Below are 24,702 nucleotides of genomic sequence, written 5' to 3'. Positions count from 1 at the left end.
ACAAGGAGTGCGTCATGCAGCAGAGTCACATACGCAGAGCGCAGTCTTGCGCCACCAACCCGCAAGAGGCCGCGCAGGAATTCCATGCCAGGGTGGCGCAACCCGACATGGCGCTGGTGGTCTTCTTCTGCTCCAACGAGTACGACCTGGATGTGCTCGCCGACGAAATCCAGCGCCTGTTCGCCGGGGTGCAGGTCGTCGGCTGCACCACGGCCGGAGAAATCGGCCCGGCCGGTTGCCTGGAACACAGCCTTACCGGGGCAAGCTTTGCGGCGAGCCATTTCAGCGCTGTCAGCGGCCATCTCGAGCATCTGCAGCAATTCGATGCCGACACGGGCCAGGCCTTCGCCCAGGAATTGCTGCAACAGCTGCACGCCCAGGCACCGCACAATGACACGGACAACAGCTTCGCACTGCTGCTGATCGATGGTTTGTCGCTGCGGGAGGAACCGGTAACCCGTGCATTCCAACGCGCACTGGGCAAGCTCCCACTGATCGGCGGTTCGGCGGGGGATGGCATGCAGTTTGTGAAGACCCATGTCTATTGGCAGGGCCGATTCTGTTCCGACAGTGCCATCCTGGTTCTGCTGACCTCGCGCCTGCCCTTCCAGATATTCAAGACCCAGCATTTCGTTACCACCGAGCAACGCCTGGTTGTCACCGAGGCCGCTGCCGCCTCCCGCGTCGTCAAGGAAATCAATGGACTGCCGGCGAGCCAGGAATACGCGCGAATGCTCGGCATCGATGCCCGCGATCTCGACTCCGCGCGTTTCGCCGCCTGGCCGCTGGTACTGACGATCGGCGGCACGACCTACGTGCGCGCCATCCAGAAAGCCAACCCGGATGGCAGCCTGACGTTCTTCTGCGCCATCGAGAACGGGCTGGTGCTGCGGCTGGCACAGGGCGCGAACCTCCTGCAGAACCTGGAGCAGACTTTTGCCCGGATACGGGCCGAGATCGGCCCGCCACTGCTGGTCCTCGGTTGTGATTGCATGGGGCGCAAACTGGAAATTGCCCAGAGCCCCGATAAACAGCGCATCGGCGAGGTCCTGTTGCAGAACAACACCGTCGGCTTCAACACCTACGGCGAACAGTTCCGTGGCGTGCATGTGAATCAGACGCTGGTCGGAGTAGCGATAGGCCCGCAAGCCCTGGAGACCAACGATGCCTGAATCAGCCGCGTGCCGCGAACCAACAGCCGAGCAAGCCACAGAGCGCGAAATCGTCCGGCTCAACAAGATCATCCGCGCCCTGATGGACCGCGCCGAGCGCAGCGCCAATGCCCAGGGCTCGGACTTCGACCTGTTCCAGACCACGATCATGCTGGAAGAGCTGGTACTCAGCCGCACGGCGGAGCTGCAAGCGGTCCTGGGCGAGAACGAGAAAATCACCCAGGAACTGCGCCAGACCCAGAGCGAACTGGTGGCCACGGCGCGCCAGGCCGGCATGGCCGAAATCGCCACCAACGTGCTGCATAACGTCGGCAACGTGCTCAATAGCGTGAACGTCTCCGCCGAGCTGGTCAGCCGCAGGGTGCGCGCCTCCAAGGCCCAGGGGCTGGCCAAGGCGGTCCAGTTGATCAACCAGCACGCCGCCGACCTCGGCGACTTCATCAGCCGCGACGCCAAGGGCAAGCTGCTGCCGGCTTACCTGAACCAGCTGGTCGAGGCCATCGCCGCCGAGCAGCAGGGCATTGTCGAAGAACTCGGAAACCTGACCAAGAGCGTTGGCCACATCAAGGAAATAGTCGCCACCCAGCAGTCCTATGCCGGCGCGTCGAGCGTGGTCGAGCCGGTGCGGCTCGCCGACTTGCTCGAAGATGCCCTGCGCATCCACGCCGAGGCGCTCAGCCGCCAGCGAATCAGCGTCATCAAGGCGTTCGCCGCAACGCCTCCACTATTGCTCGACAAACATCGGCTGCTGCTGATCCTGGTCAACCTGATCAGCAACGCCAAGGATGCGCTGTCCGCCCCGGTTAACCAGTCGCGCACCTTGACCCTGAGCGTACGGCGGCTGGACGAGGGCAACCTGCAAATCTGCGTGCAGGACGATGGCGAAGGCATCCCGGCGGAAAACCTCACCCGGATCTTTGCCCACGGCTTTACCACCCGCAAGAATGGCCACGGTTTCGGCCTGCACAGTTGCGCGCTGGCGGCCATGGAGATGGGCGGCAGCCTGACGGCCCAGAGCGAGGGACCGGACCGAGGGGCGACCTTCACCCTCGAATTACCCATTAGAGCCACACTGGATAGCCTATGAGTACGCTGCACAACCGACGCATCCTGCTGATCGACGATACGCCCTCGATCCATGAGGACTTCCGCAAGATCCTGCTGCTGGATACCCAGACGGAGGCCGAACTGGATGCGGTCGAGGCGGCTCTGTTCGGCGAGCAGGTCAAGGCCGGCGCCCCGCCGTTCGAACTCGACTCGGCCTACCAGGGTCAGGAAGGCCTGGCCATGGTCTGCGCGGCCATGCGTGGCAACCGCCCCTACGCCCTGGCCTTCGTCGACATGCGCATGCCGCTGGGCTGGGACGGCGTCGAGACCATCGAACAACTCTGGCAAGAAGACCCGCGCCTGCAGATAGTGATCTGTACCGCTTACGCCGACTACTCCTGGGAAGAGGTTCTCGACCGCCTCGACAGCCGCGACCGCCTGCTGATCCTGAAGAAGCCCTTCGACAATATCGAGGTCTGCCAACTGGCCAATACGCTGACAGCCAAGTGGGAAATGACCCAGCAGGCGGCCCTGCAGATGAGCGACCTGGAGGCCAAGGTTGTCGAGCGAACCCTCGAGATCAGGCAAGCCAGCGAAGCGCTGCAAGTGGAAATCGTCGAACGCAAACAGCTGCAGAGCCAGTTGCTGCAAGCCGAGAAACTGGCCTCCATCGGCCAATTGGCGGCGGGCGTCGCGCATGAGATCAATAACCCGATCGGCTACATCTCCTCCAATTTCTGCACGCTCGAGGGATATTACGCAGGACTGCTGGAGATGCTGAACGCCTACGAGGCCGTGGAGCAGACCGTGGGCTCGCCGGAGGTGGCGGCCAAGCTGCAGAGCCTGCGTGAACGCCTGGAACTCGATTTCCTCAAGGAGGACATCCCGCAGCTGATGCGTGAATCCAGGCAGGGCATCGCCCGGGTACGCCAGATCGTCCAGGATTTGAAGGACTTCTCGCGGATCGACTCGACCCAGGAATGGCAGTGGGCCAATCTGGAAGAAGGCATCGACTCGACCCTCAACATCGTCGCCAACGAAATCAAGTACAAGGCCGATGTGGTCAAGCAATACGCGGGCATCGGCGAGATCGAATGCCTGCCTGCGCAACTCAACCAGGTCGTCCTCAATCTGCTGGTCAACGCCGCCCAGGCGATGGGCCCCGAACGGGGTACGATCAGCATTCGCACCGGTACGGCGGCCGAGCGGGTCTGGATAGAAGTAGCGGATACCGGCCAGGGCATTGCGGCGCAAGCCCTGCCGCGAATCTTCGACCCCTTCTTCACCACCAAGCCCATCGGCCAGGGCACCGGGCTGGGCCTGTCGCTCTCCTACGGCATCGTGCAGAAGCATAACGGCACGCTCAGGGTGGACAGCGAAGTGGGCGTGGGCAGCACCTTCCGCCTTGAACTGCCGGTGCGCCAGCCCGTGCGACCTGAATGAGCGCAGGCGCCTCGAGCGGGGCGCTTGATTAAATAGCCTGTCGAGCGCCAGGCTGGGTAACCGATCACGCTTGGCGCTTCGCCCTCGCCAACAGTTTCGGGCATGCTAGCGCCTGGTATGGGAGAACAGGTCTCTGACCACTGCCTGCCGTGCGCCGAGCGTGACCGAGGAGCCCGCATGTCCGCCTTTGCTGCAACCAACCAAGACCGCCCCCTTGAGCTCAGCGACCTGCTGCGCGAACTGGTCGCCCAGGGCCGGGTCGACCAGGACAGCGCCGAGCAGTGCCTGGCGATCCGCCGCAGCGCGGTGAACAATCAGCAGCATCCGCTGGAGTTTCTCGCCGCACAGCAGGTCGACGACCTCAGCCGTCCGGGCCACAAGCTCGACCTGGAGAGCCTCACCCTCTGGCTGGCGCAGTTCGCCGGCCAGCCCTACCTGCGCATCGACCCGCTGAAGATCGACGTCGCCGCCGTCACCCCGCTGATGTCCTACGCCTTCGCCCAACGGCACAAGATCCTCGCCGTGGCGATAGGCCCCGATGCGGTAACCATCGCCAGCGCGCAACCGCTGATGCGCAGCTGGGAAGCCAACCTGACCCACGTGCTCAAGCGCCCGATCAAGCGCGTGGTGGCCAACCCGGCGGACATCCAGCGGCTGACCGTGGAGTTCTACCGCCTGGCCAAGTCGGTCAGCGGCGCCAGCGTCGGCGACAGCAAGATCAGCGGGGTCGGCAACTTCGAGCAGTTGCTCAATCTCGGCGCCCAGGATCAGGAGCCGGACGCCAACGACGCGCATATCGTCAACATCGTCGACTGGCTGTTCCAATACGCCTTCCAGCAACGCGCCAGCGATATCCACATCGAGCCGCGCCGCGAGCAGGGCAGCGTGCGTTTTCGCATCGACGGCGTGCTGCACACCGTCTACCAGCTGCCGCCGCAGGTGACCATGGCGGTGGTCAGCCGCCTGAAGAGTCTGGGCCGGATGAACGTCGCGGAAAAGCGCAGACCCCAGGACGGCCGGGTCAAGACCAGGATTCCGGATGGTGGCGAAGTCGAACTGCGCCTGTCGACCCTGCCCACCGCCTTCGGTGAAAAACTGGTGATGCGCATCTTCGACCCGGAAGTGCTGCTGAAAAGCTTCGACCAGCTGGGCTTCTCGCCGGACGACATGAGGCGCTGGGCAGACATGACCCGTCAGCCCAACGGCATCATTCTGGTCACCGGCCCCACCGGCTCGGGCAAGACCACCACCCTCTACACCACGCTCAAGCAACTGGCCACGCCCGAGGTCAACGTCTGCACCATCGAAGACCCGATCGAGATGATCGAGGGCGCCTTCAACCAGATGCAGGTGCAGCACAACATCGACCTGAGCTTCGCCAGCGGCGTGCGCGCGCTGATGCGTCAGGACCCGGACATCATCATGATCGGCGAGATCCGCGACCTGGAAACCGCCGAGATGGCGATCCAGGCGGCGCTCACCGGCCACCTGGTGCTCTCCACCCTGCACACCAACGACGCGCCCAGCGCCATCACCCGCCTGCTCGAGCTGGGCGTGCCGCATTACCTGCTCAAGGCCACCCTGCTCGGGGTCATGGCCCAGCGCCTGGTGCGCACCCTGTGCCCGCACTGCAAGGCCCCGCATGAGCTCAGCGAAGACGACTGGCAGAGCCTGACCAAGCCCTGGAACGCGCCCTTGCCGACCGGTGCGCACAAGGCCGTGGGCTGCCTGGAATGCCGCGATACCGGCTACCGCGGGCGCGCAGGGGTCTACGAAATCATGCAGCTCAACGATGCGATCAAACCGCTGATCAACGCCGACACCGACCTCACCGCTCTGCGCCGGCATGCCTTCAAGGAAGGCATGCGCAGCCTCAGGCTGTCCGGCGCGCAAAAAGTCGCCGCGGGCCTGACCACCATCGAGGAAGTGCTGCGGGTCACGCCGCAGAGCGAGCAGAAGTAGCGTACGACCGCCGTGGCTTAACCGTAGGATGGGTTAGCCGCTCAAGCGATTCTTGATCGAGCTGCATTCTCTGCGCGGCGTAACCCATCACTGCGGAGAACCTGCTGGCGCCGTGTCGGCTTACCCGCTCAGCGCTGGGCGACGACCGGCTCGCCCTGGCGTGACGGGCAGTTGAGGTAGGCGGAGCTCTGCAGCCAGCCCTGATCCGGATACCAGGCGAAGATGAACTGGCCGCCCTTGAGCTGGTCGACCACCATCCGCGCCACTTGCGGGCGCACCGCCGGGCAACCGAGGCTGCGGCCGATCCGGCCCTGAGTCTTTGCCAGGCGCGGGTCGACGTAGCTGGCGGCGTGGATGACGATGGCGCGCTCGCGGGCACGGTCGTTCACCCCCGGCTCGAGCCCGTCCATGCGCAACGAATAGCCGTGCTTGCCGCTGTAGCTCTCCGCCGCGCGGAACAGGCCCAGACTCGACTGATGACTGTCCTGCGCGTTGGAAAAGCGCGTAGCCAGATTCTCGCCAGACCTCCGCCCGTGGGCGACCAGGTCGTTCAGCAGCAGGCGTTGCTGCTGCAGATCGAAGATCCACAAGCGGCGGGCGGTGGACGGCTGTGCATAGTCGATCACCGCCAGGCGCTGCGCCGGCTCGGCACCATGCTTGAGCGCACACTGCATGGCCGCCAGCGCATGCTCGAGGACCTGGCGATCGAGCCCGGGCGCGACACGCGCCAGGCCATCGAACAGCGGTTGCGGGGTGGATGCCGCCGCCAGCCAGGGCGACGCCAGCAGGCACAGCCCGGTCAGCGTGAGGCCAAGCCGGCGGAGTGATTTGATCATGTGCAGGGAGCTCCTGTGTACACTGCGGCGAACATTCGGCGAGCGCTTGCGAGCGCCAGTTGCAATCGCCGCGGACGTAATACGAGCCGCCGGCAACCACCCCATTCGACTGCATAGCGCAATCACGGAACTGGCGAATCATGGACTGCAGGGCGCGATTGTACAAAAAAACCGCACATTACCTGACCGCCGGCTGTCTGCTGGCGCTAACTGCCCAGGCCTACGGCGTCGACGACGGCGCGAGCCAGGCGATCCGCCAGAGCTTCGCCGCGCAACCGAGCGCCTGCACGCCAGCGCTTGCGGCCGCCGAGCTGCAAGTGCCCGGCCTGCTGCACGAGTTGTATGCCCGCCAGGCGTTCATCCCCCTCTGGCAAGAGCCTAGCCGGCGCGCGGCACTGCTGCACGAACTGGAGCAACTGGCCGACGACGGCCTCGACCCGGGCGAGTATCGGCTCGACAGCCTGCGCGCCCCGCTGCCGAAGAATCTCCAGCAGCGCGCCTGCGCCGATCTGCTGATCAGCCACAGTTACCTGCAAGCCCTGCAGCATCTGGCGCGCGGGCGGGTGGCGCAAGAACCGATAGAACCCTTCTGGCGGGCTCCCGACAGCCTCAGCCCGACCCCACGCCCCAGCGTACTCGGCCTGGCCTGGCAGGGGCTCGATGACCTGCCGGCAGCCTTCGCCACGGCGCGTCCGGCCCTGCGCCAGTACCAGGAACTGCGCCGGGCCTACGCCGAGCGCCGGCGCCAGCCACTCGGCGAGTGGCCGGCGATTCCCGGCGGCCGCCTGCTGCGTCCGGACATGCACGATGCGCGCGTTCCCCTACTGGTCGCCCGGCTGGCCGCGGAAGGCTATATGGATGAACGCCCCGCAGCCGCCAGCGACCACTATGACACCGCCCTGGTGGCCGCGGTGGAACGCTTCCAGACGCGCCATGGCCTGCAGGCCGACGCGGTGATCGGCCCGGACAGCCTGACCGCCCTGAATACCAGCGCGGCCGCACGCCTCGAGCAACTGCGGGTCAACCTCGAGCGCTGGCGCTGGCTGGCCGGCGATATCGAGGCGGAAACCCTGCTGGTGAATATCGCCGGCGGCCAACTCGGCTATTACCGCGACCATCAGTTGCTGTGGCAGGGCCGCGCCCAGGTCGGTCGGCCGGCACGCCAGACGCCACAGCTCAAGTCGCTGGTCAGCCGCCTGACCCTCAACCCCACCTGGACCGTACCGCCGACCATCATGCGCGAGGACAAGCTGCCGGAGATCCGCCGCGACCTCGGCTATCTGCAGCGCCAGCAGTTGCGCGTGCTCGACCGCGACGGCAAGCCGCTCGATCCGGCCAAGGTCGACTGGCACAAGCCCGGGACGATCATCCTGCGCCAGGATGCCGGGCCGCATAATCCCCTCGGCCAGTTGGTCATCCGCTTTGCCAACCCGTTCTCCGTGTACCTGCACGACACCCCCAGCCAGCACCTGTTCAGCAAATCGCCACGCGCCTTCAGCTCCGGTTGCGTGCGTATCGAAGGCATCGTCGAACTGCTCGACACCCTGCTGCCGGCCGATGACTGTGCCGAGATCGCGCGCCTGCTGGCCAGCGGCAAAACCACGGAATTCCCGATGCGCGAGCGTCTGCCGATCGTCCTCGCCTACTGGACCGCCGGGGTCAACGCCGACGGCGAACTGATCCTGCACAACGACCTCTATGCACGCGATCGAAAATTGCTCGCCGCCCTGCGAGGCAATACCTACTGATTCACAAGTCTGCCCTGGAGCCGGGCAAAACCGCAGCCGTCGGCCTACAATCGACGGCTACCTTAAAAGCGACCCGCAAGGAAATATGCCTCATGGAAATCGGCAGCGTGATCTTTCTCTTCGTCGGCCTGGCCGTCGCCGTGGTCTTTATGGGCTTCAAAGTGGTGCCCCAGGGCTCGCAGTGGACGGTCGAGCGCTTCGGCCGCTACACCAACACCCTGACCCCGGGCCTGAACATCATCGTGCCGGTGATGGATCGTATCGGCCACAAGCTCAGCGTGATGGAAACGGTGCTGGATATTCCGCCGCAGGAAGTAATCACCGCCGACAACGCCACCGTGCAGATCGATGCGGTGTGCTTCTTCCAGGTGATCAACGCCGCCCAGGCTGCCTACGAGGTGAACAACCTCACCCATGCGATCCGCAACCTGCTGCAGACCAACATCCGCACCGTGCTCGGTTCCATGGAACTGGATGCGATGCTCAGCCAGCGCGACGCGATCAACGAGAAACTGCTGCGCACCGTAGATGAAGCGACCGCGCCCTGGGGTATCAAGATCACCCGCATCGAAATCAAGGACATCAGTCCGCCCGCCGACCTGATGGCGGCCATGTCCGGGCAGATGAAGGCCGAACGCATCAAGCGTGCGCAGATCCTCGAAGCCGAAGGCCTGCGCGCCGCCGCGATCCTTACCGCCGAAGGCAAGAAGCAGGCGCAGATCCTCGAGGCCGAAGGCCAGCGCCAGGCCGCCTTCCTCGAAGCCGAAGCCCGCGAACGGGCTGCCGGCGCCGAAGCCGAAGCCACCCGGGTGGTCTCCGAAGCGATTGCCAGCGGCAACGTGCAGGCGATCAACTACTTCGTCGCGCAGAAATACATCGACGCGCTTGGCCAGCTGGCCAGCGCCAACAACAGCAAGGTGATCCTGATGCCGCTGGAGGCCAGCCAGGTGATCGGCGCGGTCAGCGGTATCGGTGAAATCGTCAAAGCCACCTTCGGTGACAACAAGCAGGGTTAAGCGATGTGGGACTACTTGCAGCACCTGTCGTACTGGAACTGGCTGGCCTTCGGCACCCTGCTGCTGATCCTCGAGGTGTTCGGCGCCGGCGGCTACCTGCTGTGGATCGGCATCGCCGCCGCCTGCGTCGGCGTGCTGACCTACCTGTTCCCGGAACTGCACTGGGCCGTGCAGTTCCTCCTGTTCGGTGTGCTCTCGGTGCTCACCGCGGTGTACTGGTGGCGCCGCCAGCGCACCGCGGCCAAGCCCTCCGACCAACCGGGGCTGAACCGTCGTGGTAGCGAACTGCTGGGCCGCCAGTTCGTCCTGCACGAAGCCATCAGTGCTGGCCACGGCAAGATCAAGGCCGGCGACACCCTGTGGCTGGTCAGCGGCCCGGACCTGCCGGCCGGCAGCAAGGTCAAGGTGATCGGCCAGGACGGCGTGCTGCTGAAAGTCGAAGCCAGCCGGTGAACGCCCTGCATCTCGCGCCGCTCGCGGTGGCGCAGGATGGCCCAGCACTCGACCTGCTCGACCAGGCCTTTGCCGGCGACCCGACCCTCGGTTGGTACCTGTTCGCCGAGCGTCCGGGCTTTGCCCAACGCCGCCGCGCCTATCTGGCGGCTTATCAACGCTTTCACCGGGCCAACGGCATGCCGATCCTCGCCGTCTGGCAGGCCGGACAGCTGGTCGGCGCCGGTTATTTCAGCCTGGCCGGGCAGCAGCCCAGCGCCGGCAGCTTGCAGTCCATCGGCCAGTCCATCCGCCAGCAGTGCGGCGCCGACTGCCTGGCCCGGCTCGACCAGTTGCTCGAGGCCTTCGACCAGCTGCTGAGCCACCCCGACAGCGCGCGCATCGAGTTCATCGCCGTGGCGCCCGACCAGCAAGGTCGGGGCATCGGCAGCCTGCTGCTGAGCCAGACACTGGCCCAACTGCGCCAGCAGGGCTGCCAGCGTGTCGCCCTGGAAACCGGCGAGCCGCGCAACCTGGCGCTGTATCGGCGCCACGCTTTTGTTCAGAGCGGCCATCTGCTGCTGACAGGTCTGCAGCAGTACTACCTGCAAGCGGATTGCTAGCGCCGGCACCGAAGCCGACAATCGTGAAGGTCATCGAGCCCTCCGTAACGCTTCGCGACTGAAGCGGAACACCGCCTGGCCCTTCCTCCAGAGATGCCGCAACCCCCGCGATGGTTCCCACGCAGAGCGCCCCCTAGCCGAACCTGGCAATCGCCGCCCTTGATCGGCCGGGTTGAACCCTCGGCGGCAAATCGGACTCCTACTTCATAGGCAAACCTTTCGGAGTCACCCGTATGCGCCGTTTAAATCCGTTGATTTTTACCGTACTGGTCGCCTTCACGGCCCCGACATTCGCTGACGGTCTGGTGCGCGACATCCTCTCGTCCGGGGCAACCACGGCCTCGACCTACCTGACCTTCAAGGACAAGAAGCTGATCGTGCCAGCACGTGACGATGCCAGCAGCTATGTCGCCAGCGCTGGAGAAATCCGCGGGCCTTATCTGGAAGCCGCGCTGAACCAATTGCGCGCCGAGCATCCCGATCTGCAGGCCAGCGACATGGAATTGGCCAGCGCCATCCTCGCCGCGGAACAGTAGCAGCGGGCCGCTGGAAATCCAGTCCCGTGCCGACCTCGGCGAATCAGCGGTTGTGAAAATATCGAGCGCCGTCTGGAGGCGGTCGCAGTAGGCGGGAGTTTTTTCACAACCTCTCATACCCTGCCCAGCTCGCGGATACTCTCGCGCAGGTGCTCGAAGTCGTAGCCGGACAGGCCGACGTACTCCAGCACCAGTTGCTCGATGGTCTGCCACTCATGATCCTCGGCCTGGTTGCCCAGCACCCGATGGCTTGCACAGATGTGCTCGGCCATCTTCAGAATCGCCAACAGGGTCTTCAGCTGGGCATCGCGGCCGGAGTCGTCGCTGAAGATCGCCAGCGCGTCATGGTGGCTGGCGATGGCCTCGCACAGGTGCAGCGGCAGGTTCCACGATCTGGCGGTGAAATAGCCGACCACCGCATGGTTGGTGTTGAGCAGGCGATTCTCGCTATCGACCACCCGCAACTCGCTGCCGGCGCTGTAATAGGCCTCTTCCAGCACCGTCATGAAACCGGGGAAGCGCTTGACCATCAGCGGAATGCCGCAGTTATGGAACAGCCCGAGGGTGTAGGCCTCATCCGGCGACTGGTAGCCAATGCGCTTGGCCAGGGTCAGGCAGGTCATGGCCACGTCCTGGGCGGTGTCCCAGAATCGGTTGAGGGTGACGATGGTTTCGTCGCTGAGCTCGCCCTTGATCGACTGAGCATTGATCAGGTTGATCACCGTGTCGCAGCCGAGCAGGTTGACCGCCTGCTGGATCGAGGCGATACGGTTGGCCAGGCCGAAGAACGGCGAGTTGACGATCTTCAACAACGCCCCGGACAACCCCGGATCCTGGCTGATCAGCTTGGCAATGGCCTGCAGGTCGGGATGGGGCATGACCTGCTCCATCTGCAGGTCGACCATGATCTGTGGCTGCGGCGGCACGCTGATGCCTTGCAGGGCCTTGTTAATCTGTTCGGCGGAGAGTGGCTGGGCCATGACGGCTCGACAAAGATGGCAGAAGGCCAGAGTGTAGTCCGGCTGCCCCCCACCCAGGCAAGCAGGAAACACCTCCCGCCCGCACGCAAAGCCCTCCAGGCCTGCGCCTGCGCTTGGCGAAACGGCTATAATCGCGCTCTTTTTCTGGAGAACACCCCATGTCCCTGCCCAGCTTGCGGCTCAAAGCCAACGCCGATCGACGCCTGCGGGCCGGCCATCTGTGGGTGTACAGCAACGAAATCGATGTGGCCGCGACACCGCTGCACGGCTTTGCCGCGGGCGATCAGGCGATCCTCGAAGCGGCCGGCGGCAAGGCGCTGGGCGTGGTCGCGCTGAGCCCGAACAACCTGATCTGCGCCCGCCTGCTGTCGCGCGACGTCAAGCACGTACTGGACAAGTCCCTGCTGGTGCACCGCATCAATGTCGCCCTGTCCTTACGCGAGCGCTTGTTCGACCAGCCCTGCTACCGCCTGGTATTCGGCGATTCCGACCTGCTTCCGGGCCTGGTGGTGGATCGCTTCTTCGACATTCTGGTGGTGCAACTGGCCTCCGCCACCATGGAAAGGCACAAGGATGAGGTGCTCGCCGCGCTGATCCAGGTGATCAAGCCGAGCGGCATCCTGCTCAAGAACGACTCCGCGGCGCGCGATGCCGAAGGCCTGGAGCGTTATGTCGAGACCGCCTTCGGTGTGGTGCCGGAATGGGTGGCGCTGGAAGAGAACGGGGTGAAGTTCGAAGCCCCGGTGATCGAAGGGCAGAAGACCGGCTGGTTCTTCGACCACCGGATGAACCGTGCACGCCTGGCGCCCTACGTCAAAGGCAAGCGCGTACTCGACCTGTTCAGCTATATCGGCGGCTGGGGCGTGCAGGCTGCGGCCTTCGGCGCCACCGAAGTGATGTGCGTGGACGCCTCGGCCTTCGCCCTCGACGGCGTGGAGCGCAACGCGGCCCTCAACAGCCTGTCGGAGAAGGTCGCCTGCATCGAAGGCGACGTGTTCGCCGCCCTCAAGGAACTGAAAAGCGCCGAAGAGCGCTTCGACGTGGTGATCGCCGATCCACCCGCCTTCATCAAGCGCAAGAAGGATCTGAAGAACGGCGAGGCCGCCTACCGCCGCCTCAACGAAGCGGCCATGCGCCTGCTCAACAAGGACGGCATCCTGGTCAGCGCCTCCTGCTCCATGCACCTGCCGGAAGACGACCTGCAGAACATCCTGCTGACCAGCGCCCGCCACCTCGATCGCAACATCCAACTGCTCGAACGCGGCGCCCAGGGCCCGGATCATCCGGTGCACCCGGCCATCGCCGAGACCCGCTATATCAAGAGCCTGACCTGCCGCCTGCTGCCCAACAGCTGAGCACTGGTGAAAAAAGCGGCCGCCCCAGGCGGCCGTTGTGGCATTGCGCTCTCGCTACGACGCTCGATACTTTCACAGCCTCCGAGCCCCGTGCACCTGCCGAGTGCGTTTCGGCAGGTATCCCCCTTCCCCCTGTGCTGTTACCCCTTCTCCCACCCAGCTAGCGCAAACCCCAAGCTGAACTAGGCTTAGAAGCACGTGCAGCGCAGCCGCGCGTGGTTATCGCTGGCTGGCGTACTTATTGCTTTTGGTTATTTCCATAACAGCTGCTCGTACCTAAAAAGAACGAGACGGTTGACTGAAGTGGCCAGGTGCACGCCAAGAGCTGAACACCTGTTCTGATGGAAAGCTGGGGAGGATTATGGCTGAGCAAGCTGGGGACAAACCGTTCCTACAATTCACCAATGTGAAGAAGACCTACGACCACAAGACACTGGTGGTCAAGGATTTCAATCTGGATGTGGCCAAGGGCGAATTCATCACCCTGCTCGGTCCCTCCGGCTCCGGCAAGACCACTTGCCTGATGATGCTCGCCGGCTTCGAGGACGTGACCAGCGGCGAGATCCTGATCAACGGCCGCTCGGTCACCAGCATCGCCCCCTACGCCCGCAACATCGGCATGGTGTTCCAGCAGTACGCCCTGTTTCCGCACATGACCCTGCGCGAAAACCTCGCCTACCCGCTGAAAATCCGCAAGAGACCCAAAGACGAAATCAAGGCCAAGGTCGACGAATACCTGTCCCTGGTCGAGCTGCTGGAGTTCGGCAACCGTTTTCCCGGGCAACTCTCCGGCGGCCAGCGCCAGCGCGTGGCCCTGGCCCGCGCCCTGATCTTCGCCCCGGACATCATCCTGATGGACGAGCCGCTTGGCGCCCTGGACAAGAAGCTGCGCGAGCAGATGCAGTTCGAGATCAAGCGTCTGCACGAGCAGCTCGGCTTCACCGTGATCTACGTCACCCACGATCAGACCGAAGCCCTGACCATGAGCGACCGCATCGCCGTGTTCAACAACGGCATCGTCCAGCAATGTGCCGCACCCCACGTGCTCTACGAGCGCCCTGCCAACCTGTTCGTCGCCGACTTCATCGGCGAGAGCAACAAACTCATGGGCACCATCGAGTCGGTCGGCGACGACACCGTCGGCGTGCGCCTGGAAGACGGCGGCCTGGTCAGCAGCCTGAAGGCCAACTGTTGTGAAGTCGGCCTGCCGACCACCGTCTCGATCCGCCCGGAAAAACTCACCTTCACTGACCGCCTCGGCAGTGCCGGCAACCAGGTCAAGGCGCGCTTCGTGACCCGCCACTATGTCGGCGAATACATCCGCTACCATTTCGAGACCGCCGACGGCACCGAGCTGGTGGTGAAGAACATGAACGACAGTTCGGCCCCGCAGTTCAGCAACAGCGACGAGGTTGCTCTGGCCTGGCTGCCCGAGGACAGCCAGGCGCTGGACCGGCCCGTCGCCGCGGCTACGCTACAACCACACAACTAAAAGCAATGGAGCACAGCAATGGCTAGATCACTGACTACCCGCTTTTCCGCATTCGCTTTGGCTGCAGCGTTAGGCACGGCCGGCTTCGCCGCCAGCGCCGAGGAGAGCCTGACCGTGGTGTCCTGGGGCGGCGCCTATGGCGTGGCACAGAAGAAACACGTCATCGACCCGTTCCAGAAAGACACCGGCGTCAAGGTGCTGTTCGAGGACTATTCCGGCGGCGTGGCCGAGATCAAGGCCCAGGTCGAATCCGGCAATATCCAGTGGGACGTGGTCGACTTCGAGGTGATCGACCTTGAGCGCGCCTGCTCCGAAGGCCTGCTGGAAAGCATCCCGCATGAGGACCTGCCGGCCGGCGTGGATGGCAAATCGGCTGCAGAAGACTTCATCCCCGAAGCCCTGGCCAGCGAATGCGCGGTCGGCAATATCGTCTGGTCGGTGGTGTTCGCCTACAACGAGAAGACTATCGGCGGCACCAAGGCGGCGAGCATCGAGGACTTCTTCGACACCAAGAAGATCCCCGGCAAGCGCGCCCTGCGCAAGCGTCCGCAGGTCAACATGGAGTGGGCCTTGCTGGCCGACGGCGTAGCGCCCAAGGACGTCTACGAAGTGCTGGCTACCCCGGAAGGCCAACAGCGCGCCTTCGACAAACTGGCCACTATCAAGGATGACCTGGTCTGGTTCGATTCCTGGTCGCAGGCCCCGCAACTGCTCAATGACGGCGGCGCAGTGCTGGTGCAGTCGGCCAACGGGCGCTTCTACGACGCCATCCGCCAGGAGAACAAACCCTTCGTCATCGTCTGGGACGGTCACGTCTACGACCTCGACGCCTGGGCCATCGTCAAGGGCACGCAGAAGAAGGACCTGGCACTCAAGTTCATCGCCTACGCCACCGGCTCCAAGCCGTTGGCCGGCATGCCGGACGTCGCCTACGGCCCGACCCGCAAGTCCTCCATGCCGCTGGCCGACCCGACCGCCGCACCGCACCTGCCCACCGCCCACCTGGATAAAGGTATCCAGGCCAGCTCGGATTTCTGGGCCGACTACGGCGAGTCGCTCGGCGAGAAATTCAACGAGTGGCTGTTGAAGTAACCCGCAATAACCCCTCTCCCTTTGGGAGAGGGGTTGGGGTGAGAGTATCGGCCTCACCAGGATTTCCGGAGTAACACCTTGTCCTCTCTGACCACCACCGAAGCCGACCAAGCCGCCAGCGCCCGCAGCAAGAAACGCCTGACCGCCTTTCTGTTCGTGGTGCCGTTGCTGGCCTTCATTCTCCTGACCTTCGTTGCGCCCATCGGCAGCATGCTCTGGCGCAGCGTGCATCACCCGGCCGTGGCCGAACTGATCCCGCTGACCCTGGTGGAACTGCAACGCTGGGACGGCACAGCACTACCCGATGAAACCACCCTGAACGTATTTGCCCAGGAGCTGCATGGCCTGGCCAAGGAGCGCCTGTCCGGCAAGCTGTCCGAGGAACTCAACCGCGCCTATACCGGCATGTCCAGCGTGGTCAAATCCAGCGCCCGACGGATCGCCCGGATCGAGACCGAACAGCTGGCAACCCAAGGCGCCGGGACCTTGCTCAAGGCCCACGGCAACTGGAGCAAACCCGAGGTCTGGTATGCGATCAAACGCGCCGGCGCGGTCTACACCTACGACTATTACCTGACCGCCCTCGATCTTGAGCTGCACCCGGAGCAGGGCATCCAGGTGCGCGAAGACACGCAGATCTACCTGCAGCTGTACGGCAAGACCCTGAACATGGCGCTGGTCATCACCCTGTTCTGCGCCCTGCTCGGCTACCCGCTGGCCTACTACCTGGCCGGCCTGCCGGAAAACCGCGCCAACCTGCTGCTGGTACTGGTCCTGCTGCCGTTCTGGACCTCGCTGCTGGTACGTACCACCGCCTGGATCGCCCTGCTGCAGACCAACGGCGTGATCAATTCATTCCTGCTCAGCACCGGCCTGATCAGCCAACCGATCGAGATGCTCTACACCTCGTTCGCCACCGTGGTGGCGATGACCCATATCCTCCTGCCGTTCATGATCTTGCCGCTGTATAGCGTGATGCGCGGCATCGACCCCAGCTACCTGCGGGCGGCCCTGTCACTCGGCGCCAAACCGATCCCGGCCTTCGCTCGCATCTACTTCCCCATGACCCTGCCGGGCCTGAGTGCCGGTGCGCTGCTGGTATTCATCATTTCCGTGGGCTACTACATCACCCCGGCGCTGGTCGGCGGCACCGACGGACAGATGATCAGCAACATCATCGCCTTCCACATGCAGCGCTCGAACAACTGGGAACTGGCCGCCGCGCTGGGTTCCTTGCTGCTCGGCCTGATCCTGCTGCTGTACTGGGTATACGACCGCTTCGTCGGGGCCAGCAATATCAAACTGGGATAAGCAGACGATGAAAATTCCCGCCTATTACGGGTTCTGGCATCACCTCGGGGCCTGGTTGTTGAAGACCAGCTCCTGGCTGGTGCTGCTGTTCCTGATCATGCCGATCCTGGTGATCATCCCGCTGTCATTCAACGTCGAGCCGTTCTTCAGCTTTACCGAAGGCATGCTCACCCTGCAGCCGGAAGCCTATTCGCTGCGCTGGTACCGGGAAATCTTCAATGATCCGAAATGGATCCTGGCGATCCAGAACAGCTTCCTGATCGGCATCTTCGCCACCCTGCTCGCCACCGTGCTGGGCACCTGCGCCGCCGTCGGCCTGGCCCGCGACGACATGCCCTACCGGCGCTTCATCACCGCCCTGCTGCTGTCGCCGATGATCGTGCCGCTGATCATCACCGCCGCGGGGATGTTCTTCTTCTATTCCAACATGGGCCTGGCCGGCAGCTATCTGGGGGTGATCCTGGCTCACGCCGCCCTGGGCACGCCCTTCGTGATCATCACCGTGACCGCGACCCTGACCGGCTTCGACTACAGCCTGGCGCGCGCCGCGCTGAACCTGGGCGCCACGCCGTTGCGGGTGTTCTTCGACATCATCATGCCGCTGATCCGCCCCGGGGTGATCTCCGGCGCGCTGTTCGCCTTCATCACCTCATTCGACGAGGTGGTGGTCATCCTGTTCATGGCCGGTCCGCAGCAGCGCACCATCCCGCGGCAGATGTTCTCGGGCCTGCGCGAGCAGATCAACCCGAGCATCCTGGCCATCGCCACCCTGCTGATCCTGGTGTCGATCGCCCTGCTGATCACCCTCGAACTGCTGCGTCGGCGTTCCGAGCGCCTGCGCGGCGTCGAACTGATCGAATAATCCGCGCAGAGGTTGTGAAAATATCAAGCGCAATGTTAGCAGCGGGCGCCTGGAGGCGGCCGCAGTAGGCGAGAGTCTTTTCACCGCCTCTCATGCTTTAACTAAGGCTATGTCTGAGTTAGCTGTTGTACGGAGCCGAAGCTCTTCGTAGGAGCCAGCTTGCTGGCGATCCAGCTGACAGCGAAAGCATCGTCGGGGCGCCGAACCGCAGCAAGCTGGCTCCTACAGGGCATCGCTGCATGCAACACATAACCGGTACATAGCCTTGCTCCGCGCTTTCGCCGCCACACCGCCTGGGGCTAGAATCGTCCCTTTGCTGCCGCACCCAGGCGGACGTATACCAGGCCGAACCAGCGCAGACCCCGCGCCAACCTCCGCCCCAGCCCTGCAAATGGTCACTTCCGTTTGCCTTGGGCCTGAACCCGGCTCAACATACGCTTCACACAGCCATATACAGCCCGTTGTGCGCACGGTGCCGTCGCCCACGCGATCGCCACCGAATGCGTGACCTGAACAGCCTTTGCAGGACTTATCGACATGCCCGATTACCGCTCGAAAACCTCCACCCACGGCCGCAACATGGCCGGCGCCCGCGCCCTCTGGCGCGCCACCGGGATGAAGGACGAGGACTTCAAGAAGCCGATCATCGCCATCGCCAACTCCTTCACCCAGTTCGTGCCCGGTCACGTGCACCTGAAGGACATGGGCCAACTGGTCGCCCGCGAGATCGAGCGCGCCGGCGGCGTGGCCAAGGAATTCAACACCATCGCGGTCGACGACGGCATCGCCATGGGCCACGACGGCATGCTCTATTCGCTGCCCAGCCGCGAGATCATCGCCGACTCGGTCGAGTACATGGTCAACGCCCACTGCGCCGACGCCATCGTCTGCATCAGCAACTGCGACAAGATCACCCCCGGCATGCTGATGGCCGCCCTGCGCCTGAACATTCCAGTGATCTTCGTCTCCGGCGGGCCGATGGAAGCCGGCAAGACCAAGCTGGCCAGCCACGGCCTGGACCTGGTCGACGCCATGGTCATCGCCGCCGACGATTCGGCCAGCGACGCGAAAGTCGCCGAGTACGAGCGCAGTGCCTGCCCGACCTGCGGCAGCTGCTCCGGCATGTTCACCGCCAACTCGATGAACTGCCTGATGGAAGCCCTGGGCCTGGCCCTGCCGGGCAACGGTTCGACCCTGGCCACCCACAGCGACCGCGAACAGCTGTTCCTGCAGGCCGGGCGCACCGCGGTGGAACTGTGCAAACGCTACTACGGCGAGAACGACGAGTCGGTGTTGCCGCGCAATATTGCCAACTTCAAGGCGTTCGAAAACGCCATGAGCCTGGACATCGCCATGGGCGGCTCGACCAACACCATCCTGCATCTGCTGGCCGCCGCCCAGGAAGCCGAGATCGATTTCGACCTGCGCGATATCGATCGCCTGTCGCGCAAGGTGCCGCAGCTGTGCAAGGTCGCGCCGAACATCCAGAAGTACCATATGGAAGACGTGCACCGCGCTGGCGGCATCTTCAGCATCCTCGGTTCGCTGGCCCGCGGCGGCCTGCTGCACACCGATCTGCCGACCGTGCATAGCAAGAGCATGAGCGAAGCCATCGCCAAGTGGGATATCACCCAGACCGACGATGAGGCCGTGCACACCTTCTTCCGCGCCGGCCCGGCCGGCATCCCGACCCAGACCGCGTTCAGCCAGAGCACCCGCTGGGATACGGTGGATGACGACCGCGAGAACGGCTGCATTCGCAGCGTCGAGCATGCTTATTCCCAAGAGGGTGGGCTTGCAGTGCTCTATGGCAATATCGCCGTCGATGGCTGTGTGGTGAAAACCGCCGGGGTGGACGAGTCCATCCATATCTTCGAAGGCAACGCGAAGATCTTCGAGAGCCAGGACAGCGCCGTGCGCGGCATCCTCAACGACGAAGTGCAGGAAGGCGATATCGTCATCATCCGCTACGAAGGCCCGAAAGGCGGCCCGGGCATGCAGGAAATGCTCTATCCGACTTCTTATCTGAAGTCCAAGGGCCTGGGCAAAGCCTGCGCCCTGCTCACCGACGGCCGCTTCTCCGGCGGCACCTCGGGCCTGTCGATCGGCCACGCCTCGCCGGAAGCCGCCGCCGGCGGTGCCATCGGTCTGGTGCGCGCAGGCGACAAGATCCTGATCAACATCCACGAGCGCTCGATCAACCTGCTGATCGGCGACGAAGAACTGGCCGCACGCCGCGTGGAACAAGACAAGAAGGGCTGGAAGCCGGTGGAAAACCGCCCACGCAAGGTCACCACGGCACTGAAGGCCTACGCCCTGCTCGCCACCAGCGCCGACAAGGGCGCGGTGCGCGACAAGGCGCTGCTGGACAAACTGGTGCCCTAACACGTCACGTACACCCAAAAGCCCGGCCTAGTGCCGGGCTTCTGTTATGTACGGTCGCTGGCGATAGGTGCCCATCGCAGGAGCGGGGGGACGCCTAGTTGCCATGCCCGCGGAAGCGCCGCGTCAGCTCACGCCCATATAGCGCCCGGCCCGGTGGTTGATCGCCAGCACCAGATTCAGCGCCACCGCGCCGAGGATCGACAGCGCGACCTTGTCCAGCGGCACGATGAACACCGCCGCCAGCACGATCGCCACATCGATGCCCATCTGCACCTTGCCCGCGCGCAGGCCGAAGCGCTCCTGCAGGTACAGCGCGAGGATATTCACGCCGCCGAGGCTGGCGCGATGACGGAACAGCATCAACAGCCCCAGGCCCATGGCGAAGCCGCCGAACAAGGCCGCATAGAGCACATTCAACTGGGCGAAGCCGATCCATTGCGGGGTCAGTTCGGCCAGCAGCGACACCAGGCCGACCGCGCAGAAGGTCCGCAGGGTGAACTGCCAGCCCATCTGCCAGATGGCCAGGGCATAGAACGGCAGGTTGATCAGGAAGAACGACCAGCCGAACGACCAGCCGAGCAGGTACTTGAGCAGGAAGGCCACGCCCACGGTGCCGCCGGTCAGCAGCCCCGCATGGGCATAGAGGGCGATGCCCAGGGCGACCATGGCGGTGCCCATCAACAGGGCCAGGGCATCCTCCCACAGCGGATGACGGATGATCGCGGCCAGGGTGTCCGCCTGCGGGCTATCGGATTTGACTGCAGCCATGGTGCAAGCCTGTAGGTGCTGTGGGCAAGTCAGCAATCCTAGACCAACAAATGCTCTGGCGAATTGGCCGAGATCAAGAAAGCCGCGGACCGCAGCCCATCACATGCGCAACTGCTCGCCACGCTCAGCGTCGTGTCCACGTCTCGAAGGCGTATGCCGGCGCTTGCTCCAGAGGCGCAAAGGTCTCGGAGGCCGTGCAGTGCCATGCCGCAGCGTCAAACTCTGGAAACCAGGCATCGCCCTCGGGACTCAGCTCGACCCGGGTCAGGTACAACCGTGCGGCCAAGGGTAGCGCCTGCTGGTAAAGCTGCGCGCCGCCGATCAGCATCAGTTCGTCGACCCCCTGCTCATGGGCCCACTGCTCGGCGCGGACGATGGCCGCCTCGAGCGAGGCGAAGACTTCGGCGCCCTCGAGCTGCAAGCCGGGCAGGCGGCTGACCACCAGGTTGAGCCGGCCCGGCAAGGGCCGGCCGAGCGAGTCCCAGGTCTTGCGCCCCATGATGATCGGCTTGCCCAGGGTCAGCGCCTTGAAGTGCTTGAGGTCGGCCGGCAGGCGCCAGGGCAGTTGGTTGTCGCGGCCGATCACGCGGTTGTCCGCGAGGGCGGCGATCAGGCAGAGAGGCAGGGAATTTTTCATGGCGACGAGCATAGCAGAGCAACCGCTGCCCGTGCAGCCGACCCCGGACGGACAAGGCTTAGCCCAACACGGCAGCACGGGTTATGCTCAGACTCGACCTGGCCAACGAGACGCCGCGTGACCACCGAACCTGCTCCGAACAAACTCCAGCGCCTCTGGCTCAGCGAAGCGATTCGCCTGCGCGAAGAGCACGCCGGTCCGCTGGAAGACCGCGAAGCCAATCGTCGCGCCCAGGCCGGCGGCGGCGATCTTGCCGAACGCATTCAGGCCCGCGCCCTGCTGCTCGCCGAGCGTGACGGTCAGCTGCAGGCCCTGCGCCACTGGCTGCAGGGCGCGCGCCTGGCCCTGGCGGCGCTGCTGCTGCTGGCCCTGCTCAGCGGCATCGGCCTGGCGCTTGCGGCGCTTGGCGACGGCCAGCGCCCGGTCAATGTGTTCTGGGCCCTGGGCAGCCTGCTCGGCCTCAACCTGCTGATGCTGCTCGGCTGGGCCCTGGGCCTGCTGCTGGCGCGCGACAGCACCGGCGCCCTCGGCCGGCTGTGGTTGTGGCTCAGCGAAAAACTCGCCCGCGACGCCCAGGCCGCGCAACTGGCGCCGGCCTTGCTGGTGCTGCTGCAACGCCAACGCCTCGGCCGCTGGGGCCTGGGCGTGCTGGTCCACGGCCTGTGGCTGCTGGCCCTGCTGGCGGCACTGCTGAGCCTGCTGACGCTGCTCGCCACCCGTCGCTACGGCTTCGTCTGGGAAAGCACCATTCTCGGCGGTGAAACCTTTATCGCCCTGACCCAGGCCCTCGGTGCGCTGCCGGCACTGCTCGGCTTCAGCCTGCCGGATGCCGAGCTGATCCGTGCCAGCGGCGACAGCGCCCTGGCTAGCGAAGCCGCGCGCCTGAGCTGGGCCGGCTGGCTGGTCGGCGTGCTGCTGGTCTACGGCCTGCTGCCGCGCCTGCTGCTGGGGCTGTTCTGCCTGTGGCGCTGGCGCCGGGGTTGCGCCGCCCTGCAGCTGGACGTCGGCCTGCCCGGTTACAGCCTGCTGCGCGAACGCCTGCAACCGAGCAGCGAACGCCTCGGGGTGTGCGATGCGGCGCCCGCACAGTGGCCGCAGCCAACCGCCGGCAGCAACCCGCAAGACAGCCAGGGCGCCATACTGGTCGCCATCGAACTGGACGAGCGACGGCCCTGGCCACCGGCATTGCCCAAGGGCATCAGCGACGCCGGGGTGATCGACAGCCGCGAACAGCGCCAGCACCTGCTCGAACAACTCACCCGCTTCCCCCCGGCGCGCCTGGCGATCGCCTGCGACCCGCGCCGCTCGCCGGATCGCGGCAGCCTGGCGCTGCTCGGCGAACTGGCCCGTACGGCGGCAGCCACGCGCATCTGGCTGCTGCCGGGCCAACCCGGCGAAGCCCTGGACAGTGAACGCCTCGGCGACTGGCACGCCGCCCTGGACCAGCTGCAGCTGGCGCACAGCGACAGCGCACCGCTGAGCTGGCTGGAGAGCGGCCATGACTGATATCGTTCAATCCAGGCTACGCGAGCTGGGTAGGGTGGATGACGCCTTTTTCATCCACCATCGTTGTTGGTGGATGGGTAAAGCGTCATCCACCCTACGGAGCCTACGATGAGCCAACCGCTCAAGCTGGCCGTGGTCGGCCACACCAATGTCGGCAAGACCTCGCTGCTGCGCACCCTGACCCGCGACGTCGGTTTCGGCGAGGTCTCGCATCGCCCCAGCACCACCCGCCATGTCGAGGGCGCGCGCCTGTCGGTGGACGGCCAGGCGCTGCTCGAGCTGTACGACACCCCCGGCCTGGAAGACGCCATCGCCCTGCTCGACTACCTGGAACGCCTGGAACGCCCCGGCGAACGCCTGGACGGCCCGGCACGCCTGGCGCGTTTTCTCGATGGCAGCGAGGCGCGCCAGCGTTTCGAGCAGGAGGCCAAGGTGCTGCGCCAGTTGCTCGCCTCGGACGCCGGCCTCTACGTGATCGACGCCCGCGAGCCGGTGCTGGCCAAATACCGCGACGAGCTGGCGATCCTCACCATGTGCGGCCGGCCCTTGCTGCCGGTGCTGAACTTCGTCGCCGGCCGCCAGCACCGCGAAGACGACTGGTACCAGGCCCTGGCCCGCCTCGGCCTGCATGCGCGGGTCGCCTTCGACAGCGTGGCGCCGCCGCTGGATGGCGAACGCCGGCTGTACGAGAGCCTGGCCCTGTTGCAGGAAAAGGCCCGGCCTCAGCTGCAACGGCTGATCGACGACCATGAAGCGCAGCGCCAGGCCCGCCGCCACAGCGGCACCCGGCTGATCGCCGAGCTGCTGCTCGACTGCGCCGCCTGCCGACGCAGCGTGGCGGCCCAGCCAACCCTGGAGCAAGGCGCGATCCGCGAGTTGCGCGAGACCATCCGCCAGCGCGAACAGCGTTGCGTCGAGGCCTTGCTGCGGCTTTACGCCTTCCGCCCAGACGACGCCAAGGCCGAAGCCGTGCCCTTGCTCGACGGCCGCTGGGGCGACGACCTGTTCAACCCGGAAACCCTCAAGCAGCTCGGGGTCAAGGTCGGCGGCGGCATGGCCGCCGGCGCCGCCACCGGCGTCGGCATCGACCTGCTGGTGGGCGGCGTCACCCTCGGCGCCGCGGCCGCCCTCGGCGCCCTGATCGGCGGCGGCGCACAGACCCTGCGCGGCTACGGCGCCCGCCTGAAAGGCAAACTCAAGGGTCAGCGCGAACTGAGCGTGGACGACGCCGTGCTGCGCCTGCTCGCCCTGCGCCAGCAACTGTTGCTGCAAGCCCTGGAAGCCCGCGGCCATGCGGCCATGGGCACCCTCGAACTGGCTGCGCCGCAGGAGGCGCTGTGGCGCGAGGGCAAGCTGCCCGACGCCCTGCACAGGGCCCGCGCCCACCCCGAGTGGTCATCGCTCAATCCCCGCGCGCGCCTGCAACAGCTGGAGCGCCAGGCGCAGGTCGACGTACTGGCGAGCCAGCTTTAAGCACACACGGGTGCGCGCGGGGTAGC

The 24,702-nt window shown here is 65.1% G+C and carries 20 protein-coding genes and 1 pseudogene; 17 read left to right on the top strand and 4 right to left on the bottom strand.

What is annotated here, in order from left to right:
* Positions 1-14: 14 nt before the first annotated feature.
* From nosP to G9C89_RS13725, 4 genes and pseudogenes are all read left to right on the top strand, one after another.
* Positions 15-1,172: a nitric oxide-sensing protein NosP gene (nosP, locus tag G9C89_RS13740; RefSeq protein ID WP_172148847.1), complete on the top strand. Its 1,158-nt coding sequence runs from the start codon at positions 15-17 to the stop codon at positions 1,170-1,172.
* Positions 1,173-1,380: 208 nt separating this feature from the next.
* A pseudogene (locus G9C89_RS13735) lies at positions 1,381-2,259 on the top strand (sensor histidine kinase); the annotation flags it as partial.
* Positions 2,256-3,662, top strand: coding sequence for an ATP-binding protein (locus G9C89_RS13730; protein WP_172148843.1), 1,407 nt, complete (start codon positions 2,256-2,258; stop codon positions 3,660-3,662). The pseudogene G9C89_RS13735 and the gene G9C89_RS13730, both read left to right, overlap by 4 nt.
* 177 nt (positions 3,663-3,839) lie before the next feature.
* Positions 3,840-5,624 carry a GspE/PulE family protein gene (locus G9C89_RS13725; protein ID WP_172148841.1) on the top strand — a complete coding sequence of 595 codons (1,785 nt, stop codon included), beginning with the start codon at positions 3,840-3,842 and terminating at the stop codon, positions 5,622-5,624.
* Positions 5,625-5,752: 128 nt separating this feature from the next.
* Here the strand turns inward: G9C89_RS13725 and G9C89_RS13720 are convergent, their stop codons facing one another.
* A complete protein-coding gene (locus tag G9C89_RS13720) occupies positions 5,753-6,460 on the bottom strand; it encodes a murein L,D-transpeptidase catalytic domain family protein (RefSeq protein WP_172148839.1) in 708 nt (235 codons plus the stop codon).
* Between the two features lie 158 nt (positions 6,461-6,618).
* Here G9C89_RS13720 and G9C89_RS13715 point away from each other — a divergent pair, with 158 nt between their 5' ends.
* The 5 genes from G9C89_RS13715 (at position 6,619) to G9C89_RS13695 (ending at position 10,815) form a co-directional block, all read left to right on the top strand.
* Positions 6,619-8,208 (top strand): L,D-transpeptidase family protein, encoded by a 1,590-nt coding sequence (locus G9C89_RS13715; protein ID WP_172148837.1) that lies wholly within the window; start codon positions 6,619-6,621, stop codon positions 8,206-8,208.
* Positions 8,209-8,300: 92 nt separating this feature from the next.
* On the top strand, positions 8,301-9,224 hold the full coding sequence (locus tag G9C89_RS13710) for an SPFH domain-containing protein (protein WP_172148835.1): 924 nt from the start codon (positions 8,301-8,303) through the stop codon (positions 9,222-9,224).
* Between the two features lie 3 nt (positions 9,225-9,227).
* Positions 9,228-9,677 carry an NfeD family protein gene (locus G9C89_RS13705; RefSeq protein WP_172148833.1) on the top strand — a complete coding sequence of 150 codons (450 nt, stop codon included), beginning with the start codon at positions 9,228-9,230 and terminating at the stop codon, positions 9,675-9,677.
* Positions 9,674-10,279: a GNAT family N-acetyltransferase gene (locus G9C89_RS13700; protein ID WP_172148831.1), complete on the top strand. Its 606-nt coding sequence runs from the start codon at positions 9,674-9,676 to the stop codon at positions 10,277-10,279. The genes G9C89_RS13705 and G9C89_RS13700 overlap by 4 nt, the downstream gene beginning before the upstream one ends.
* 233 nt (positions 10,280-10,512) lie before the next feature.
* The gene (locus G9C89_RS13695) at positions 10,513-10,815 is read left to right on the top strand and encodes a DUF2388 domain-containing protein (RefSeq protein ID WP_172148829.1); all 303 of its coding nucleotides are present in this window, start codon (positions 10,513-10,515) and stop codon (positions 10,813-10,815) included.
* A gap of 113 nt (positions 10,816-10,928) precedes the next feature.
* Here G9C89_RS13695 and G9C89_RS13690 read toward each other — a convergent pair whose 3' ends face one another.
* Positions 10,929-11,741 (bottom strand): HDOD domain-containing protein, encoded by an 813-nt coding sequence (locus tag G9C89_RS13690; RefSeq protein WP_172148954.1) that lies wholly within the window; start codon positions 11,739-11,741, stop codon positions 10,929-10,931.
* 212 nt (positions 11,742-11,953) lie between these two features.
* Between G9C89_RS13690 and G9C89_RS13685 the strand changes: the two genes are divergently transcribed.
* From G9C89_RS13685 to ilvD, 6 genes are all read left to right on the top strand, one after another.
* Positions 11,954-13,150 (top strand): class I SAM-dependent rRNA methyltransferase, encoded by a 1,197-nt coding sequence (locus G9C89_RS13685; RefSeq protein WP_172148827.1) that lies wholly within the window; start codon positions 11,954-11,956, stop codon positions 13,148-13,150.
* A gap of 361 nt (positions 13,151-13,511) precedes the next feature.
* Positions 13,512-14,642, top strand: coding sequence for an ABC transporter ATP-binding protein (locus G9C89_RS13680; RefSeq protein ID WP_172148825.1), 1,131 nt, complete (start codon positions 13,512-13,514; stop codon positions 14,640-14,642).
* A gap of 18 nt (positions 14,643-14,660) precedes the next feature.
* Positions 14,661-15,734, top strand: a complete 1,074-nt coding sequence (locus G9C89_RS13675; RefSeq protein ID WP_172148823.1) for an ABC transporter substrate-binding protein — start codon at positions 14,661-14,663, stop codon at positions 15,732-15,734.
* 78 nt (positions 15,735-15,812) lie between these two features.
* Positions 15,813-17,045, top strand: coding sequence for an ABC transporter permease (locus G9C89_RS13670; protein ID WP_172148821.1), 1,233 nt, complete (start codon positions 15,813-15,815; stop codon positions 17,043-17,045).
* 7 nt (positions 17,046-17,052) lie between these two features.
* A complete protein-coding gene (locus G9C89_RS13665; RefSeq protein WP_172148819.1) occupies positions 17,053-17,907 on the top strand; it encodes an ABC transporter permease in 855 nt (284 codons plus the stop codon).
* A 537-nt stretch (positions 17,908-18,444) separates the two neighbouring features.
* Positions 18,445-20,292: a dihydroxy-acid dehydratase gene (ilvD, locus tag G9C89_RS13660; RefSeq protein WP_172148817.1), complete on the top strand. Its 1,848-nt coding sequence runs from the start codon at positions 18,445-18,447 to the stop codon at positions 20,290-20,292.
* Between the two features lie 123 nt (positions 20,293-20,415).
* Here the strand turns inward: ilvD and G9C89_RS13655 are convergent, their stop codons facing one another.
* Together G9C89_RS13655 and G9C89_RS13650 are read right to left on the bottom strand one after the other, a co-directional pair.
* The gene (locus tag G9C89_RS13655; protein ID WP_172148815.1) at positions 20,416-21,060 is read right to left on the bottom strand and encodes a YitT family protein; all 645 of its coding nucleotides are present in this window, start codon (positions 21,058-21,060) and stop codon (positions 20,416-20,418) included.
* Positions 21,061-21,184: 124 nt separating this feature from the next.
* A complete protein-coding gene (locus tag G9C89_RS13650; protein WP_256674182.1) occupies positions 21,185-21,697 on the bottom strand; it encodes a dihydrofolate reductase in 513 nt (170 codons plus the stop codon).
* Between the two features lie 117 nt (positions 21,698-21,814).
* On the opposite strand from G9C89_RS13650, the gene G9C89_RS13645 reads away from it, so the two are divergent.
* Together G9C89_RS13645 and G9C89_RS13640 are read left to right on the top strand one after the other, a co-directional pair.
* A complete protein-coding gene (locus G9C89_RS13645) occupies positions 21,815-23,203 on the top strand; it encodes a DUF2868 domain-containing protein (RefSeq protein WP_172148811.1) in 1,389 nt (462 codons plus the stop codon).
* A gap of 108 nt (positions 23,204-23,311) precedes the next feature.
* The gene (locus tag G9C89_RS13640) at positions 23,312-24,676 is read left to right on the top strand and encodes a GTPase/DUF3482 domain-containing protein (protein WP_172148809.1); all 1,365 of its coding nucleotides are present in this window, start codon (positions 23,312-23,314) and stop codon (positions 24,674-24,676) included.
* Positions 24,677-24,702: the final 26 nt, after the last annotated feature.

The sequence above is a fragment of the Pseudomonas tumuqii genome, assembly GCF_013184545.1.
Taxonomy (GTDB): Bacteria; Pseudomonadota; Gammaproteobacteria; order Pseudomonadales; family Pseudomonadaceae; genus Aquipseudomonas; species Aquipseudomonas tumuqii.
Note: the sequence above shows the minus strand (reverse complement) of the source record. Positions and strands in the feature narration are given on the sequence as shown.